This window comes from Paenarthrobacter sp. NyZ202 (assembly GCF_049860755.1).
In the GTDB taxonomy this organism is placed as follows: Bacteria; Actinomycetota; Actinomycetes; order Actinomycetales; family Micrococcaceae; genus Arthrobacter.
In genome coordinates, this window is record NZ_CP187556.1 from 4274919 (window position 1) to 4292381 (window position 17463).

General features: G+C 64.9%; 15 protein-coding genes. 11 read left to right on the top strand and 4 right to left on the bottom strand.

Going from position 1 to position 17463, the window contains the following annotated elements; genetic code table 11:
* Window positions 1-45 precede the first annotated feature (45 nt).
* The 4 genes from ACPFL9_RS19800 to ACPFL9_RS19815 all read right to left on the bottom strand — a co-directional run bounded on the left by ACPFL9_RS19800 (window position 46) and on the right by ACPFL9_RS19815 (window position 2905).
* Window positions 46-1008, bottom strand: a complete 963-nt coding sequence (locus ACPFL9_RS19800) for an SDR family oxidoreductase (protein ID WP_426004732.1) — start codon at window positions 1006-1008, stop codon at window positions 46-48.
* Between the two features lie 130 nt (window positions 1009-1138).
* Window positions 1139-1942, bottom strand: a complete 804-nt coding sequence (locus ACPFL9_RS19805) for a DUF1206 domain-containing protein (protein ID WP_426007618.1) — start codon at window positions 1940-1942, stop codon at window positions 1139-1141.
* 190 nt (window positions 1943-2132) lie between these two features.
* On the bottom strand, window positions 2133-2327 hold the full coding sequence (locus tag ACPFL9_RS19810) for a hypothetical protein (protein ID WP_426004733.1): 195 nt from the start codon (window positions 2325-2327) through the stop codon (window positions 2133-2135).
* Between the two features lie 284 nt (window positions 2328-2611).
* The gene (locus ACPFL9_RS19815) at window positions 2612-2905 is read right to left on the bottom strand and encodes a hypothetical protein (protein ID WP_426004735.1); all 294 of its coding nucleotides are present in this window, start codon (window positions 2903-2905) and stop codon (window positions 2612-2614) included.
* A 387-nt stretch (window positions 2906-3292) separates the two neighbouring features.
* Between ACPFL9_RS19815 and ACPFL9_RS19820 the strand changes: the two genes are divergently transcribed.
* From ACPFL9_RS19820 to ACPFL9_RS19870, 11 genes are all read left to right on the top strand, one after another.
* Window positions 3293-3982, top strand: a complete 690-nt coding sequence (locus tag ACPFL9_RS19820; RefSeq protein WP_426004736.1) for a peptidoglycan-binding protein — start codon at window positions 3293-3295, stop codon at window positions 3980-3982.
* A gap of 3 nt (window positions 3983-3985) precedes the next feature.
* Window positions 3986-6487, top strand: coding sequence for a hypothetical protein (locus tag ACPFL9_RS19825; protein ID WP_426004738.1), 2502 nt, complete (start codon window positions 3986-3988; stop codon window positions 6485-6487).
* Window positions 6488-6572: 85 nt separating this feature from the next.
* On the top strand, window positions 6573-7754 hold the full coding sequence (locus ACPFL9_RS19830; protein WP_426004739.1) for a substrate-binding domain-containing protein: 1182 nt from the start codon (window positions 6573-6575) through the stop codon (window positions 7752-7754).
* 182 nt (window positions 7755-7936) lie between these two features.
* Window positions 7937-9244 carry an ABC transporter substrate-binding protein gene (locus tag ACPFL9_RS19835; RefSeq protein WP_426004740.1) on the top strand — a complete coding sequence of 436 codons (1308 nt, stop codon included), beginning with the start codon at window positions 7937-7939 and terminating at the stop codon, window positions 9242-9244.
* Window positions 9245-9308: 64 nt separating this feature from the next.
* On the top strand, window positions 9309-10229 hold the full coding sequence (locus tag ACPFL9_RS19840) for a carbohydrate ABC transporter permease (protein ID WP_426004742.1): 921 nt from the start codon (window positions 9309-9311) through the stop codon (window positions 10227-10229).
* Entirely contained in the window at window positions 10226-11179 is a 954-nt protein-coding gene (locus tag ACPFL9_RS19845) for a carbohydrate ABC transporter permease (RefSeq protein WP_426004743.1), read from the top strand. The genes ACPFL9_RS19840 and ACPFL9_RS19845 overlap by 4 nt, the downstream gene beginning before the upstream one ends.
* Entirely contained in the window at window positions 11176-12180 is a 1005-nt protein-coding gene (locus ACPFL9_RS19850) for a hydroxyacid dehydrogenase (RefSeq protein ID WP_426004745.1), read from the top strand. Before ACPFL9_RS19845 ends, ACPFL9_RS19850 begins: the two co-directional genes overlap by 4 nt.
* A gap of 809 nt (window positions 12181-12989) precedes the next feature.
* A complete protein-coding gene (locus tag ACPFL9_RS19855) occupies window positions 12990-14276 on the top strand; it encodes an ABC transporter substrate-binding protein (RefSeq protein ID WP_426004746.1) in 1287 nt (428 codons plus the stop codon).
* 99 nt (window positions 14277-14375) lie between these two features.
* Window positions 14376-15263, top strand: coding sequence for a carbohydrate ABC transporter permease (locus ACPFL9_RS19860; RefSeq protein WP_426004747.1), 888 nt, complete (start codon window positions 14376-14378; stop codon window positions 15261-15263).
* Window positions 15263-16297 (top strand): carbohydrate ABC transporter permease, encoded by a 1035-nt coding sequence (locus ACPFL9_RS19865; RefSeq protein ID WP_426004749.1) that lies wholly within the window; start codon window positions 15263-15265, stop codon window positions 16295-16297. Before ACPFL9_RS19860 ends, ACPFL9_RS19865 begins: the two co-directional genes overlap by 1 nt.
* Window positions 16298-16384: 87 nt before the next feature.
* Complete coding sequence (locus ACPFL9_RS19870; RefSeq protein ID WP_426007619.1) at window positions 16385-17425, top strand: LacI family DNA-binding transcriptional regulator; 1041 nt, start codon at window positions 16385-16387, stop codon at window positions 17423-17425.
* Window positions 17426-17463 lie beyond the last annotated feature (38 nt).

Consider the following 17463-nt stretch of genomic DNA (forward strand, 5'->3'; position numbering starts at 1 on the left):
GGGCAACTTCCTTGGGTTCGGCGTCGGATTCTGGTGAAGGAGGCCCTAGAGGCCCTTACCGCCCGTGACGGGAAGGACGGCTCCGGAAATGTACGAGCTTTCATCGGATGCCAGGAGCACGTAGGCGGGAGCCAGCTCGGCGGGCTGGCCTGCACGGCCCAAGGGCGTGTCCTGCCCGAAGGTGGGGAGCTTGTCCGGCCATTCGGTAGCGGGAATGAGCGGGGTCCAAACAGGTCCCGGGGCCACTGCGTTCACCCGGATTCCCTTCGGCCCCAGTTCCTGGGCCATGGCCTTGGTGAAGGCGACCTGGGCGGCCTTGGTCATCGCGTAATCCACGAGCTGCGGCGAGGGATTGAAGGCCTGGATGGAGGCGGTGACGATGATCGAGGCACCCGGGCGGAGATGGGGTATGGCCGCCTGGGCCGTCCAGATGAGGGAATAGAGATTGGTTTTGAAGACCCGGTCGAACTCGTCCGTGGGGATGGTTTCCAGGCCTTCGCGGTTCTTTTGGTAGGCCGCGTTCAGGACCACGATGTTCAGCCCGCCGAGCTCCCGGACCGTTCGTTCCACGATGTCGGCAGCGAAACCTTGATCCCTGGCATCACCGGGAAGCAACAGAGCCTGGGCGCCGCACTCGCGGACCCACTCCGCCGTCGATTGTGCATCTTCTTCCTCTTCCGGAAGATAGCTGATGGCCACGTTGGCGCCTTCACGGGCGTAGGCGATAGCCACGGCGGCACCAATCCCGGAGTCACCGCCGGTGATAAGTGCCGTCTTGCCTTGAAGCCGCCCATGGCCCACGTAGCTGGCTTCGCCGTGGTCCGGCTGGGGTTCGAGGGGCTTGGTCAGGCCGGGCTGTTCCTGTTCCTGTTGGGGGAATTCATCCGAATGGTACCCGGTGCGGGGATCCGCAGGTGGGGCATCAAGGCGCTGGCCGGACTGTTCGGCACCGGAGTGCCGGCCAGGATTGGTCTGCTGCCCAGGCTTGTTTGGCTTGGCTTGATTCACGGTTCTGCCCTTCCCGGAAGTCTGGTTGCCGCGACCCTGCCCACTTACTGCCGCGCACAGCCGCAACGGCGTGCAAGGTCGTCTCGTCACAAGCTGTACCCCGCGGGGGTTCCTCCCAAACCCGTTCCCGCTAGGTCCGGAGCGTTTTCGCCTTCACCATGAGGAACAAACCGTAGGCGATCAGTCCCACGGCCACTGCGGCAAGGAGGTAGGGCCCATACGGCTGGTCCTTGAGGGCACGCAGGCTTCCGTCCAGGCCTGTGGATTGCTCAGGCTCGGCGCGGATCGTGGCGACGAAAACCAACAAGCCCACCAAGAGCAGCGCCAAGCCTTTGGCCACGTATCCCACGACCCCTACCACCACCTGGAACTTTCTAACAGGTTTGTGGGAGGACAAGACGAGATCCTTGGTGAAAGTCCGCCTGAAACCGCGGACGGCGAAAACCACACCTGTCACCATGACTCCGACACCGATGCCAAGGAGGAGTGCCACTCCGAAGGGGTTCTTGATGAGCGCCAGCGTAAAGTCACTGGTCGACTCACGGCTGCTGCTTCCCTGCCCGACGACGAAGGACATGATGGTGGCTGCGAGCGCCGCGAAGAGGACCCCCTGCCCGGCCGCGGAAAATCGCTTCCCGGGTTTGTTGTCGGATTCCCTGCGGTGGCCTAGGACGGCGTTCCCCAGTTGCCAGAGGGCCAACGCAGCACAGGCTCCGAAGCAGGCCCACAGCAACAAGGGACCCAGAGGCTGCAGGGCGAGTTGGGCGACAGCTCCGCTGACATCGGCTTCTCCGCTGTTCCCGAAGGCCAGTTGAAGGGCAATGCCGCCAATCAACGCGTGAAGGATGCCGCTGACGGCATAGCCGGCGCGCGCCGCGATCTCCAGGATCTTCGAGTTTGAGGCTTCTTCGGCCACATCGGCGGCCTTCTTGATCTCTTCCTTAATGGCAAGCCTCCTGACAGTTTGTGGCTGCGATCCATGGTGCCACTTTGGAACAGGGGAAGGCCACGCAGGGTGTTGCAAAAGGTGCGGCGGTCGGCGCTGCCGACGGGTCAGTACCGACGGGTCAGTACCGACGGGTCTGTACCTACGGGCAACTACCCCGCGAACTAATGTCCGCGGACTAGTACCCGCAGACCGACTGGGGCCAGATGCTGCCGAGTCCACCGCCCAGCGGGTTGAACTGCTCGCGGATGGACGTCCCGGGGCGCGACTGGGCAGACGGCTCGCCGGCCCTGAGGGCCTTGTCGGCACCGAACGATTCGGGAGCCATGCGGGCTGCGCCCGTGGCGGACATGTCAGTGATCTGGTCGGGCATTTCGGCGGTCCTTCCCGGAGCTTCCCATCAGCACGGTTGGCTGTTAGTTCAACCATGGGTGGGGGTCCTCAAGAAGCACGCCGGGTCATCTCAAGATTGGCTCAAGATTCCAGCCCCGCCTGATCGTAGTGCGCTTCGGGAAGGTTGAAGGGGAGGCCTGGTGCAGCATGCGCGCCAGGTAATGCCGGTCCCGTGTTCCTCGTTGAAGGCGCCCCGGCCCACAGCCACGCTTCTGGACTGTCCGGGGGTCGCGCCTGGGGCCCAATGACCGGCAGGGGTTTGGTTCAGGCCAGCAGTTGCTCGATGTCCGCGAAACTCATCCCTGAGGCGACAGCGAGGTCCGGCAGTTGAGCCCCCGCGGCTGCTGCTGCAGTAAGCGCCTGGTTCATGTCGTTCTGTGCTGCATCGACCTCCCATTGAAGGCTCTCGAGCCGGGCCGATGCGGTCCAGACCGCGCCCAGCAGTTCGGATCTTCCCAGTCCCGGAAGCACCACGGGCCGGTGGTCCGGGGTCCGGGTTTCAACCAAGGAGCCGGTTTCTGACTGCTGTAGCGCTTCTCCACTCAGTACTGCTGTCATGATCACTCCTCTTATGGTGACATCTAGCTTGTTTAGCTAGTTATACGGAATTCTAACTAAAATTCCCGAGAAAGCCATGGAGAAGGATGCGGCCCCGGATTCGCGCCGCGCGCACCGCCGTCGGGATGCCCGCAGCGGCAGCCGTGCATCCCCCAGCGGTAGCGACGCATCCCCACCCCCGCGCACCGCGTCGGCACCTCGGCCCCGCGCACCGCCGTCGACATCTCCGCAGCGGGGACCGACAGTGGACCGGAAGGCGGGAACGGTCACGCCGTAACGTCGCTTTCCAATAAATGATCAATATGCTTACTATTCAGTCGCATGAGGCGCACCGGCGTGGAGTCCGCCCGAGGGGGAGGGCCGGCCGGTGCCGGAGAGGAGCTGAACGTGAGTAACGAACAGGATCTGCCCCCGCTGACCGACGACGAATTGCTGCAGCAGCAAAGCACCGCCCTCCCTGACAAGGAGGTAGCGTCCGTGTTGGACCTGAACGCGGATCTCGACCTCGCCATCGACGCCGCCGCGCCGATCGACCTCGCTGTAGCGGCCAACGCCAACGTCGCGGCACCCATCGATGCCGCTGCCGCAGCAAACATCCTTTCCTTCGGTTCCGAGGCCCAGGCGCTGTCCGATCAGGGTGTCCTTATTGACCAGAACATCGCCGCCGACGCCGCAGCGGAATCAGCCCAGGACAGCGCGATCGACCAAGGCAATGACACGATCGACGGCGGGACCACCGCCGCGCCAACCGGTGACGACGCCGCTGCCCCGGCTGGCGACACCGACGGGGCCACTGACCTCGGCGCCCTCCCCACCGACCCAACAGCAGCCCTGGACGGCGACCTGCTGAACGTCAACGTGGACCTGGACGCCGATGCGGATATCGCCGCGCCGATCAACGGTGCTGTCGCCGCAAACGCGAACGTGGCAGCGCCGATCGACGCAGCCGTGGCGGCCAACATCGGCTCCATCGACAGCAGCGCCACTGCCGTGTCGCAGCAGGACGCCATCATCAACCAAAACATCGAAGGCGAAGCGACAGCCAACGCCAACCAGCAGTCCGACCTGCAGCAGTAGCCCATGAGGATCGCCGACGGCGGGCCGTCCACCACGGGCGGCCCGCCGCACACCTCCGCGCTGCCCGGAGAAAATGCGCTGCCCGAAAAACAACAGCCTGACCTGGCGAATGTGCCGGAGCTGCCCGTCCTGGCCGATGGTGTGCAGTTGCTGGGTGAGACGAAGGGTTCGGGCTACCGCGAACCGCCGTCGCTGGTCCGGCGCGCTGACGGCCAGGTCCTGCAACTGACCAGTTTGCTGTTCATGGTGCTCGAGGCTTCCAACGGCACCCGGACGCTGGATGAGATCGCCGCGGAGGTGACGCCCCGGTTCGGCAAACACGTCACCGCAGGAAATGTTGCCGCCCTGATGGCCTCCCACCTTCTGCCCCTGGGGCTGCTCCAGTTGGCCGACGGCTCCCAGCCCGGGTTGAAGCGGGCCGACCCCCTGCTGGGCATGCGGTTCCGCTTCACCGTGACCGACCCGTCCATGACGCGGCGGTTGACCGCACCCTTCGCCATCCTGTTCCATCCCTTCATCGTCTTCGCCGTCACGGCAGCCTTCCTGGCCGCATGCTGGTGGGTTCTGATGGTCAAGGGACTCGCCTCGGCAACACACAACGCCTTTGACAATCCGGGACTCCTGCTGCTGGTGTTCTGCGTAACCATCCTCTCCGCCGGGTTCCACGAGTTCGGCCACGCTGCCGCCGCCGCCCGTGGCGGGGCCGCTCCAGGGAGGATGGGGGCCGGGTTGTACCTGGTGTGGCCCGCCTTCTTTACGGACGTGACCGATTCCTACCGGCTGGGCCGCGGCGGCCGCCTGCGGACGGACCTGGGCGGCCTTTATTTCAATGCCATCACCGCCGTGGGCATCATGGCAGTGTGGTTCCTGACCCACGACGACGCGTGGTTGCTGGTGATTGTCACCCAGGTACTGCAGATGGTGCGTCAGCTCCTGCCGCTGCTCAGGTTCGACGGTTACCACATTTTGGCTGATGCCACCGGGGTTCCGGACCTCTTCCACCGCATCAAGCCCACGCTCCTGGCATTGCTTCCCAGGCACAGGAAAAACCCGGAGGCACAAGCGCTGAAGCCGTGGGCCCGGGCCGTGGTCAGCGTGTGGGTGCTGGTGACAGTGCCCCTCCTGGTCATCAGCCTCCTGCTGCTGGTTGTTGCCCTGCCCCGGCTGCTAGGAACTGCGTGGGCAAGCGCCACGGGCCACTATGCTTCACTGGCCGAACCCGCGGCCAACGGCGACCTCGCCGGTGCTGGTGCGCAGGTGCTCGCGCTCTTGGCCATCGCCCTGCCCATTGCGGGAATCAGCTACATGCTGGTGCGCCTGCTGCGCCAGTTCCTTCGAGGCTTGTGGCGCAAAACCCGGGGGAAGGCAGGCCAACGCGCCGTGGCACTGGTGGCTGTCGCAGCAGTAGCTGCCGGACTTGCCTGGGCATGGTGGCCGGCTCCAGGCACCTATACGCCAGTGAGGCCCTATGAGCGCGGAACACTCCTGGACGCCGCTCCCGCCATCTCGTCTGCTGCCGGCCCGGCCGGGTTGTCAGAGGGCAGGCCCGGCCAGACAGTGACCCTGTGGCCGGAGGGGCTGTCGTTGCCTACACGCGACAACCCCCAGCTCAGCCTGGTCCTGGTACCCCGGACCGGCACGGCACAGACCGGCAGCGTGTCCCCCGGCCCGGGTGCCGGCGCCGAAAGCCGCGTGCCGCCGTCGTGGGTTTTCCCTTTCGACAAACCGCAGGCGCCAGAAGCGGACGGCAACCAGGCACTGGCCGTCAATACCACGGACGGCTCTGTTGTCTACGACGTGGCCTTCGCCCTGGTCTGGGCGGACGGCACAAAAGCTGTGGACACAACCAACGAAGCGTATGCCTTCGCGTCCTGCGCCGGATGTGCTGCCATTGCGGTGGGCTTCCAAGTGGTGCTGGTCCTGGGGCAGGCCGATGTGGTGGTGCCCCGGAACCTGTCCGCCGCGGCCAACTACGGCTGCCTTTCCTGCGTCACGTACGCGCTGGCCAGTCAACTGGTGCTGACCCTGGACGGCCCGCTCAGCCCGGAAGGCATGTCCACGCTGGAGGCCCTGTGGCAGGAGATCGCCGAATTCGGACGGAACCTCCGCAACGTTCCCTTGTCCGAGCTGCAGTCCCGCCTCTCCGCTTACAAGGACCGGATCGCGCAGCTCATCCGGTCCGACCCCGGCGCTGGCGGAACACCTGCATCCGACGGCACTGCCTCGCCAACCAATCCGCACACGACGCCATCACAGGCCCCTTCACAGGGACCGGGAACCGGTACAGCACTTCCGCCCCAACCCTCGTCTGCTGCGCCGGCCTCGCCTGCGGCGTCGGCCTCGCCCGCGCCTGCTGTCCCCGCATCCACGGCCGTGCCGTCACCGGCACAACCCCAGCCAGCCCCTTCAGTGAGTGCCCCGCCAGCCATCACTCCCGCCCCGTCTCCTTCCCAGGCTCCGGCCGGAGCAGGACCAACGACGCCGGCCCCGGGCACGGACGGCTAGGCGCGGCGCCTCCCCAGCACTCCGTCCGGTTGTAGGCAATAATGAACAACTGAACACAAGTGAACGATCGCTGCGGAGGCCACCAATGTTGTCCGAGGACCGCCAACAGCTCATCCTGCGGGAACTGGCCCTGTACGGGTCCGTCAATGCCGCCGAATTCGCCGCCAAGCTGGGGACGTCCGGCATGACAGTGCGGCGGGACCTGGCCCTGCTGGCCGAACAGGGGCTGCTGGAGCGGGTCCATGGCGGAGCAGTTCCCCCGGGTGGCCGGGCCATCTCCAGCGGGGCACCCTCCAGCGGCGCGCTTCCCGCCGGGGCGCCCTCCAGCGCCGCGCTTTCCAACTGGGCGCCCTCCCCCGGCGCCGGGGCCGTCCGCAAAACCTCGTGGCGGCCCGGCGGAAGGAGGCCGTTGGCGACGATCGGGATGATCGTGCCATCGGCGTCGTACTACTTCCCCGGGGTGATCCGCGGTGCCGAGGCCGCAGCGCAGGAGGCGGGCGTCCGCCTGGTCCTGGGCGTCTCCAACTATTCGGAGGCAGAGGAGCAGCGGCAGTTGCGACGCTTGTACGACCACGGCGTGGACGGCATCCTCATCACGCCCAGTGCAACGTCCCTGGCCGGCACGGAGACGCTGGAACTGCTGGCCCAGGCGGAGGTTCCCGTGGTGGTGGTGGAGCGGTCCATCGACAACGCGCTGGACCATGGCCGCTTGGAAGCAGTCCGGAGCGACCACGTCCGCGGCGCCGAGATCGCGGTCAACCACCTCCTCGGGCTCGGCCACCAGCGGATCGCCTTGTGCCTGCGGGAAAACAGCCCCACGGCCCCGCCGCTGATCGAAGGTTTCCACCTCGCCTTGGAGCGGGCAGGCAAGCCGCGCGACGATTCCATAGTGCGCACCATGACGCGCGCCCAAAACGATCCGCAGGCCCATCGGTTGATGGTGGGCGGCATCCTCGACTGGTGCGCCGCCTCCGGTGTCACCGCGGCGCTGGTCCATACGGATGAAGACGCCCTCCAGTTCGCCAGCGTGTGCCAGGAGCGGGACCTTCCCGTTCCTGGCAAGCTCGCCATTGTGGCCTACGACGACGAAATTGCGGCTTTGGGGGCCGTTCCCCTCACAGCGGTGGCACCACCAAAGTACGACGTCGGCCACCAGGCTTTGGTGATGTGCCTCAACAGGTTGGGGGTCCGCCGCGGCAGCACCAGCGCCCTCCAGCGCGTCAACCTGTCACCCGCACTTGTGGTCAGGGACTCGACGGAACCCTAGCCCGCGAGCTGGCTGTTTGTGCTCCAGGTTGCCATCGAGCGTCAGCTCAGCGAGCCGCGCCGGGTTGTTCACTTCTGTTTACTTCATTGCTCATGTTCACTTTTGGGTATTGCATGGTGCTCAGTCACAACGTGCCTAGAGCACACCACGACTTCGCATCGTGAACTTCAAAGGAGAACAGAATGAAGCGTCGCCAGCTTCTGCTTGGGGCGGCCAGCCTGATGGCCAGTGCCGCCTTGGTAACCGGATGCGGCAGCACCCCGGCCGCCGCACCCACCCCAACACAGGACCCGTCCGGAAACATCACGTTCTGGTCCTCGTTGGCCGGGATGGACAAGGTCGCCGAGGCCTTCAACGCCAGCCAGGACAAGATCAAGGTCACATTCGAAACAGTGCCGAACGGGGCGGCAGGCGGCTATGCCAAGCTGTCAACCGCCATCACAGCCGGCAACGGCCCGGACGTCGCCACGATCGAGTACGCCCAGCTTCCGCAATTTGTCAGCAACGGCCAACTCCAGCCGCTGGATGGCCTGATCGACAAGTCTGCGACCGTGGACAAGCTGACCGATGGAACAAGGTCCCTGGTGCAGCTGGGCGACCAGACCTACGCACTCCCCTACGACGCGGCCCCCATGATCATGTGGTACCGGAAAGACATGCTGGACAAGGCCGGCGTCGGAGTTCCCTCCACCTGGGAGGAGTTCGAGGAGGCGGGCCGCAAGATCAAGGCCGTCGCGCCGGAAGCCCATTTGGCCAGCTTCAACCCCAACGAGGCAACCCTCACGGCCGCTTTGTCCTGGCAGGCCGGCGCCAAGTGGTTCGGTACCGAGGGCGACAGCTGGAAGGTTGGCATCAACGACGAAGCCACCCGGAAGGTCGGCGCGTATTGGCAGAAGCTGATCGACCAGAAGATCGTCAAGGTCCAGCAGTCCTTCAGTGACGAATGGTCGGCAGATTTGGCAAGTGGCGCCGTCGTGGGTGTCCTGGGAGCCAATTGGAGCGCCACCGGCATCCAAAAGCGGACCGAAGCCAGCGGCCAGAAAGGCCAGTGGATCGCAGCGGAAGTTCCCCACTGGGGCACCCCGGCAGACGCCTTCTACGGTGGATCCAGCTTCAATATCACCAAGAGCAGCAAGAACCCCGCCGCTGCCGCGAAGTTCATCGAGTACCTGGCCACCAGCCCTGATGCGATCAAGGCCAGGGGTAACACCGGGTCGGCGTACCTGGCCTTCCCCGGACTCACGCCCGTGGCGCAGGAAGCATTCGACGCCGGCTTCTTCGGAAACGATATTTACGAGGTCTTCGACAAGGCCTATTCCACGATCGTTCCGGGGTGGCAGTGGGGTCCCAACTGGGACATCACCAACACCGCCCTCAAGGACGCCTACGCCAAGCTGACCACCGGCGGAAAAGTCGTCAACGCCGTGCAAACCGCGCAAACCGCCACGGTGGCCGGACTCAAGCAGAACGGCCTCTCCGTCAAGGAGTAGGCCCGCGCGGCAAGGTGGCTTCCCCACTTCCGGGGAAGCCGCCCCGCCGGCGAGGAGATAAACAATGGCACACACCAAAGCGCCCCCTGCATCGCGGGCCATGGCCGGAACGGGCGGCCGGACCGCAGCCCTGTTCCTGGTTCCCTTCTTCAGCGTGTTCACCCTGGCCATGGTGGCACCGGTGGTCTACTCGATCGTCCTCAGCTTTTACGCCCAGCAGAAGTCGGGCCTGGGCTTCGGCGAGGCAAAGACCACGTTCGTTGGCCTGGAGAACTACCTTCAGGTCCTTCAGTCCGAGAGTTTCGTGGGCGGCATCGGCAGGCTCGCGCTGTACTGCCTGCTGTACATCCCGTGCATGGTGGGCGGCGCCCTGGCCTTCGCGCTCCTGCTGGATTCCGCCGTCGCGCGGGCCAGGAAGCTGTTCCAGCTCCTGGTGTTCCTCCCCCACGCCGTGCCGGGAGTCATTGCGGCCCTCATCTGGGCCTACCTCTACACCCCCGGCGTCAGCCCGATCGTCTCGGTCCTGGAGGGCGGCGGTATCTCCTTGAATTTCCTGGACAACCACATGATCCTGCCGTCCATTGTGAATATCGCCGTATGGGAGTGGACGGGATACAACGTGATCATCCTTTTCACCGCACTCCAGGCCGTGCCCCGCGAAATCCTGGAAGCCGCCCGGGTGGACGGGGCCGGGGAAATCCGGGCTGCCTTGTCCATCAAGCTGCCACTAATCCTGCCGGCGCTGAGCGTGATCATGCTGTTCACCATCATCGGAACCCTGCAGCTGTTCACCGAGCCGTCCATCATCTCCAAGGCCACGGCCTCCGTCACCAGCACCTGGGTGCCCAATATGTGGGCCTATGATGCCGCGTTCAACCGGCACAACCTGAACCAGGCCGCAGCAGCCTCCATCATCATCGCGCTCATGGCCGCCGTGCTGTCCTGGGCCGTGACCCGCTTCAGCTCAAGGATGAACAAGGCATGAGCACCTCCACTCCTACCCGCCCCACGGGCATACCCGTCTCCGGAAGCACAGTTGGTCCGCGCGGACCGCACCGCAGCGGCAGGACCGGCCGGCTCCGGACCCACAAGGTCCGTCCGGGCGCGTTCGCCAGTGCCTTTACCGTCAACGCGCTCCTGCTCCTCGGGTGCGCTTACATGGTCCTCCCTGTTCTGTGGTTGTTCTTTGCCTCCACCAAGAACGCCTCCGACCTCTACGCGACGGCTGCCTACGCCTTCGGGCAGCCAGCGTTCTTCGACAACGTCAGCGCTGTCATCACCCAGGACGGCGGCATGTTCCTCCGCTGGATGGCCAACTCGATGTTCTATGCAGCGTTCGGGGCTGTTTTCGGCGGGCTGATCTCGGTCATGGCCGGGTATGCGTTCGACAAATTCCAGTTCCGCGGCAAGGACTCATTCTTTGGGGTGGTCCTGGTGGGCGTCCTGATCCCCAACACAGCAACCGTGCTGCCGATGTACCTCCTGGCCTCGGTCTTCGGGATCACCAACACCATCTGGGCCATCCTGATCCCGGTCCTGTGCAACCCGTTCGGCGTGTACCTGGCAAGGGTCTACTCGGCGGCGTACGTTCCGGCGGAAACCCTGGAAGCAGCCAGGGTGGATGGCGCCGGGCCGATCCGCTCCTTCTTCTCCCTGGGACTGCCGATGATGATGCCCGGCTACATCACCATCGCGCTCTTCCAGTTCGTCGGCGTCTGGAACAACTTCATGCTCCCGCTCGTCATGTTGCAGGACCAGCAACTGCTTCCTGTCAGCGTCGGCATCTCCATCTGGCAGGGGTACTCCGTCCCGCAACCGGAGTTCACGCCCATGGTGATCACCGGCTCGCTGCTCTCGGTCATTCCGCTGTTGGTAGCTTTCATCATGCTGCAACGCTTCTGGAAATCCGGCCTCACCGCAGGGAGCGTCAAGTGACACTGAAAGTGGCCCTGGCCATGCCGGCCCAAACGGCACGCGCCGTCTTCCCGGCCCGCAGCCTGGATCCGCTGGAGCCCTCGCTCACCCTCCTGAGCCGGGACCCCCTCCAGGATTTCCGCACCCAGCGGGCGCAAGCTGTCCTGCGGGAAACCGACATCCTCCTCACCGGCTGGGGCTGCCCGATGATCGATGATGACGTCCTGGATCACGCGCCACAGCTTAAATACGTCCTTCACGCCGCCGGAAGCGTGAAACACCACATCGGTGCCGCGTGCTGGGAGCGCGGCATCCAGGTCAGCTCGGCCGCGGATGCCAACGCCATCCCCGTTGCCGAGTACACAGTGGCCATGATCGTCCTGGCCAACAAGCGCGTCCTCCAGATTGCCCGCGTGCTGCACACCACCCACGCGGAGGTCCTCCCGGAACAGCTTTTCCCGGACATGGGCAACTACCGCAAGCGCGTTGGGATCATCGGTGCCTCCAGGATTGGCCGGCATGTCATCCGACTCCTGCGCGACTACGAGCTGGACATCGTGGTGGCGGATCCGTACCTCACCGAGGCTGAGGCCGGTGCTCTCGGCGTCGAACGCGTGAGCCTGGACCAGCTCGTGGCGACGTCCGACATCGTGAGCCTCCACGCGCCGTCGTTGCCGTCCACCAGGAACCTGATCGATGCGGAGCTGATCCGGCGGTTGCGTTCCGGGGCCACTTTCATCAACACAGCCCGCGGCGAGTTGGTGGACCAGGATGCACTGCTGGCCCGGATTCAACGCGGAGACCTGTACGCAATCCTGGATGTCACCACACCATGGGTGCTCCCCTCGGAATCGGCGTTCTACACCCACCCCAATGTCCTGCTGACACCGCACGTAGCAGGGTCGTTGGGCAATGAACTGGAGAGAATGGCGTCGAGTGCCGTGGCCGAAGCACTCCGCCTGGCACGCGGCGAACCTCTGCGGTTCCCGGTGCGGGCGGAGGACCTCGCCTTTACTGCCTGACGGTCCGGGCGGAACGCACGACGGCGGCTGTCACCAGGGCGGAAACCCGCGGTGTGCGTCTTGTCCTCCTTGACGTTCTTCCTGTTCGCCGGGTCAGGTTACGTGGTGTTGGCGCACCCCTTTGCGGAACGCAGCGCACCCATTCCCGCCCCACGCACCCCTCGTGGAATGCACCGCACCCTTTGCCGCCCCATGCACCCAGGATTATGGGTGCGATCGGCGCAAACGGGTGCGGCCCACGTGGGTCATCCCGGGGTACGGTGCGATCGGCGCAAACGGGTGCGGCCCACGTAGGTCATCTCGGGGTACGGTGCGATCGGCGCACACGGGTGCGGCCCACGTCGGTCATCCCGGGGTACGGGTGCGATCGGTGCAAACGGACGCGCAGCCAAAGTTGCAGGCGCACCCGCTTCCGCCAGGCGCACCCCTTCCTGGAGTGCAGCGCACCCTTTGCCGCCCCAAGCACCCAGGATTACGGGTGCGATCGGCGTACACGGGTGCGGCCGACGTAGGCACCCGGGGGTAGGGTGCGATCGACGCACACGGACAGTCCACCGAGCCACGTGCCAAACAAATGCCAAATCAGCCAATCTGTGCCAAAACGATTTGCTGTTCAGCGCCGATCACTCTAGAACCAGAAAATCCCCGCCGTCAAGAGGTCGAAAATTTTCTGCGAACACCGTTGACACATCCGCCCAGCCAGCCCTACTGTCAATGCCAAGTCGTTTTGGCAAAACGATTTTTCAAAGCCAAAAGCAATCCCACCATCTCTCTGCAATTTCCGTTCAAGAGAAAGTGAGTCGACAGCGATGTCCACTCGAAAGACCATCTCCAAGCTCGTCACCCTTGGCGGGCTGTGCACCGCCGTCGCACTCGTTGCCACCGGTTGTGGCGCCGGCGGCCCCGCACCATCCTCCAGTGGATCCGGCGGCTCAAGTTCGATCAACGTCCTGGTGGAAGCCGGCGGCCATGCCGAACTCACGGGTGTCGCCGAGCAGTGCAAGAAGGATGCCGGAGTCGACGTCAACTTCGTCGAGCTCCCCTACGACGGCATGTTCAACCGCCTCTCCAGCGAATTCAGCTCCGGCAACGTCTCCTTCGACGTGGCCGCCCTGGACTCCGTCTGGCTTCCGAGCTTCAAGGACGCCGTCCAACCCATCGACGAGCTCTTCACTGATGAGGCCAAGAAGGACATCTTCCCCGCGCTCGTCAAGGAAGCAAACGTGGACGGCCACTTCATCGGCATGCCGGCCTGGACCAATGCCGAGATCATCTTGTACCGCAAGGACCTCTTCGAAGACGCCAAGAACAAGTCCGACTTCCAGGCCAAGTACGGCTACGCGCTCGCAGCACCCAAGACCTGGAAGCAGTACCAGGACATCTCCGAATTCTTCACCAAGGACGGCATGTTCGGCACGGACGTCAAGGGTGCCGTGGAAACCGAATGGCTGGCCCACGTGCTCCAGGCCGGGTCCCCCATGGTGTTGGACAAGGACAACAACGTAGTCATCGACAATGCCGCCCACAAGGAAGCCCTGGACTTCTACGTAAGCCTCACTAAGTCCGCCCCGAGCGGTGCAGCACAGGTCGACTGGGCAGCAGCGCAGAACCTGTTCAACCAGGGCAAGACAGCCATGACGCGCTTCTGGGCCCACGCCTACCGCCAGATCCCCGCCGATTCCCCGGTTGCAGGAAAAGTGGGTGCCGCAGCGATGGTTGGCGGCAGCGCCGGCGTCGCGGGTGTTCCGGGACCGTGGTACCTGTCAGTTCCCAAGGCGACCAAGAACACCGAGGCTGCCAAGAAGTTCGTGAAGTGCGCCTACGACCACAACAGCATGGGCATCGACTCCAAGCTCGGTCTGGCGTCCAGGATCAGTGCCTTCGAGAAGTACCAGGACCAGCCCGGCTACGAGAGCTTCAAGCCGCTGATCGAGACCCTGAACGCCCCTGCCACGGCAACCCGTCCGGCGACAGCCAAATGGCAGCAAATCGTTGACACCGTCCTGGTCCCGCTGCTGCAGAAGGCAGTGGCCGGCGGAGACACCTCGGCCCTCCTGGCAGATGCCAAGAAGCAGATCCAGGACCTCCTGAAGTAAGACTCCGCGGCCGGCACCGCCGGAACCCCAAAGCAGTGCCGGCCGCGGCACCACACAGAGAAACACCCAGCAGAAAACAACCCAGCAGAAAAGAAAACCGTGCGTATCTCCGATCGCCGCTTTGCCCTCTTCCTGATGACGCCTGCGGCCCTGTTCCTGGCCGTTTTCGTCGCCTACCCGCTGTTCCGCCTGGTGGCTGACAGCTTCTTCAAGATCTCGCCCATCGCCGGCGGTCCCCGCGACTTCGTGGGCTTCCAGAACTACGTCACGGCTTTCACGTCCGAAGCCTTCACCAGCGCGGGCTGGCGGACCCTCGCCTACACGGTGGTGGTAGTGACCCTCGAGTTCGCGCTCGGGCTCGGCATGGCGTTGCTTTTCACCGCTTTGGGCAAGAAGTCCCAGATCTGGCGGACCGTCTTCCTGTACCCGCTGATGATCGCCCCGATCGTGGCCGGCCTGCTCTGGAAGTTCCTGATGATCGACAACTTCGGACTCATCGGAACCCTCCTCCACCAGGCGGGGATCCTCTCGGACCCGAACCAGATCGGCTGGCTGTCCGACCCAAGCATCGTGCTGTTCTCGGTGGCCATCCCGGATATCTGGCTCACTACGTCCTTCATGTGCCTGGTGCTCTTCGCGGGCCTCCAGAACATCCCCGGCGACCTGATCGAGGCAGCCCGCCTTGACGGTGCCCGAGCCCCGGCACTCCTGTTCCGGATCATCATCCCGCTCCTGCGGCCTGTGATCGCCGTGGCACTGGTGGTCCGCGGAATCGACGCCGCCAGGGCGTTCGACACCATCCTCATCCAGACCAACGGCGGCCCGCAGTCGGCCTCCGAGACCATGAGCCTGCTGATCTACCGCACCATGATCCGCTTCGGCGATCCGGGCCTCGCGAGCGCCATGGGCACCATCTACCTCCTCGCGATGCTCGCCGTCGCCTTCTTCGCGGTGGCCACCATTTGGCGGCCAGGAAAGGACAGCTGATGAGCACCGCAGAGTCCACGTACGACGGCGGCAGGCGGGGTCCTGCTTCTGTCCCACCGCAGCGCGGCAACGGAATCGCCACACGGGTCGCCGCGGCGAAGCACCCCCGCGAAACCGCCGTAAACACCGGGCCCGGGCTGCCGGCGTCGAACGTCTCCAATGCGCAACCGCCGCGCAGGCGGCGCGGGGTCAACCGGGAAGGCCTGGAAGCAGGCCGCCGCAGCACCCGGACCATCCTGTGGATCCTGTTGGCCGCGGCCATGGTGCTGTACGGCTTCCCGTTCCTGTACCTGCTGTTTACCTCGTTCAAGACGCCGATCGACACCATCGCCGTCCCTCCGACCATCCTGCCCAAGGAATGGACGCTGGAGAACTACGTGAACGCGCTGGGCCGGGGCGGGGTGGTGGCGTCGTTCATCAACAGCATCCAGACGGCCGTGATCAGCACGTTGCTGTCCTTGGTCCTGGCCATACCTGCGGCCTACGGCATCACCCGCTACAAGACACCGAGTGGCCGGGTGTTCATCATGGCCGCCTTGGTGACCCGTATGGTTCCGCCGGTGGCGATTGGTATCCCGCTGGCGTCCATGATGGCGTCGGTGGGCTTGGCCGACACGCCCATTGCCTTGTCGATCGCGCACACCACCATCTCGCTGCCCCTGTCCATCTGGCTGATGTCCAGCTTCTTCGAAGCCGTCCCGCGGGACCTGGAAGAAGCGGCCACCGTGGATGGCTGCAGCCGGTTGGGCGCCCTCTGGCGGGTGGTGATCCCGGTGGTCTCGGGCGGCATTGCGGTGACGGCGATCTTCGCCTTCCTGGCGTCATGGAACGAGTTCCTGTTCGCACTGCTCATGACCGCCATCCGTTCGCAGACCACGCCCGTGGTGATCGCCAACTTCCAAACGCAGTTCGGGCTCGACTGGGGTTCCATGACGGCCCTCGCGGCCGTGTACTCGATCCCGGTCATCCTGTTGACCCTGCTGCTGCAACGGAAGATCGTGGCGGGCATGACGCTTGGCGCGGTCAAGGGCTGACTCCTGCACGGCCAGCACACCGACAACGAAGTAGCCTACTGATAGCCCCACCCGGGCATCACAAACCATAAGGACGTGGCAGAGAAGATGAGCAACAAGAACATCGGTATCAAGGACGTGGCCGTCGCCGCCGGTGTCTCCGTCACGACTGTCTCGCACGTCCTCAACGAGGTCTCCTATGCCCGGGTCAGCCCCGAAACCAGGGACAAGGTCCGGTCCGCGGCCGAGCAGCTCGGCTACGGACCCAACCGCCTTGCTCAGGCACTGCGAACCCAAAGGACCGGCATGCTGGGGCTGGTCAGCGAAGAAATCGCCACCACGCCCCACGCAGGCCGGATCATTCTCGGCGCGGACGAGGCTGCCAAGGCCCGGGGTTACAACCTCATGATCATCAACACGCCGGGCTCGGCCAGCCTCGAATCCCGGCAAGCTGATGTGCAGGCGTTACTGGAGCGGCGGGTGGACGGCATCCTCTACGCCACCATGTATCACCGGAATGTGGACCTGCCATCGAACCTTGGCAGCGTACCGTCCGTCCTGGTGGACTCGGTGGCCACGGGAGGGAACATCACGGCCGTGATCCCCGATGAGGCGGGAGGTGCGCGTGCCGCCGTGGGCGCTTTGCTGGAGGCGGGCCACACCAAGGTGGGCTTCATCAACAACACCGACGACGTTCCGGCCACCCGCGAGCGCCTCCAGGCTTTCCGGGCCATGCTCACCGAAGCAGGGCTCGACGGCGGCGGCGCACCTGTGGAGTCGGAGGTCTCCGAGGTGCAGGGCGGCTATGAAGCAGCCCGCCGGATCCTGTCCCGCGAGGACCGGCCTACGGCATTGTTCTGCTACAACGACCGCATGGCGATGGGCGCCTACCGTGCCGCCGCAGAACTGGGACTGTCCATTCCGGCGGATCTGTCGGTGGTCGGCTTCGATGACCAGGAACTGATCGCCGCCAACCTCTTCCCGGGCCTCACCACTGTGGCCCTCCCCCACTACGAGATGGGTGCCTGGGCCACCGAGCACCTGATTGACGCCATCGAGGGAAAGACAGACCTGTCCCTCCTGACGCTCCACCCGACCATCCTGGGCTGTCCCCTGGTCCGCCGCGATTCCGTTGCAGCACCTCGCTAACGCCCCATTACCAACCTCAACGTCCCCAAAGGAACGCC

What these genes read in the sequence shown, in the direction of transcription:
- ACPFL9_RS19810 (WP_426004733.1), bottom strand. Translation starts at nt 2,327, where the DNA reads ATGCCCGACCAGATCACTGACATGTCCGCCACGGGCGCAGCCCGCATG.
- ACPFL9_RS19815 (WP_426004735.1), bottom strand. Translation starts at nt 2,905, where the DNA reads ATGACAGCAGTACTGAGTGGAGAAGCGCTACAGCAGTCAGAAACCGGC.
- ACPFL9_RS19825 (WP_426004738.1), top strand. Translation starts at nt 3,986, where the DNA reads ATGAGGATCGCCGACGGCGGGCCGTCCACCACGGGCGGCCCGCCGCAC.
- ACPFL9_RS19830 (WP_426004739.1), top strand. Translation starts at nt 6,573, where the DNA reads ATGTTGTCCGAGGACCGCCAACAGCTCATCCTGCGGGAACTGGCCCTG.
- ACPFL9_RS19835 (WP_426004740.1), top strand. Translation starts at nt 7,937, where the DNA reads ATGAAGCGTCGCCAGCTTCTGCTTGGGGCGGCCAGCCTGATGGCCAGT.
- ACPFL9_RS19840 (WP_426004742.1), top strand. Translation starts at nt 9,309, where the DNA reads ATGGCACACACCAAAGCGCCCCCTGCATCGCGGGCCATGGCCGGAACG.
- ACPFL9_RS19845 (WP_426004743.1), top strand. Translation starts at nt 10,226, where the DNA reads ATGAGCACCTCCACTCCTACCCGCCCCACGGGCATACCCGTCTCCGGA.
- ACPFL9_RS19855 (WP_426004746.1), top strand. Translation starts at nt 12,990, where the DNA reads ATGTCCACTCGAAAGACCATCTCCAAGCTCGTCACCCTTGGCGGGCTG.
- ACPFL9_RS19865 (WP_426004749.1), top strand. Translation starts at nt 15,263, where the DNA reads ATGAGCACCGCAGAGTCCACGTACGACGGCGGCAGGCGGGGTCCTGCT.
- ACPFL9_RS19870 (WP_426007619.1), top strand. Translation starts at nt 16,385, where the DNA reads ATGAGCAACAAGAACATCGGTATCAAGGACGTGGCCGTCGCCGCCGGT.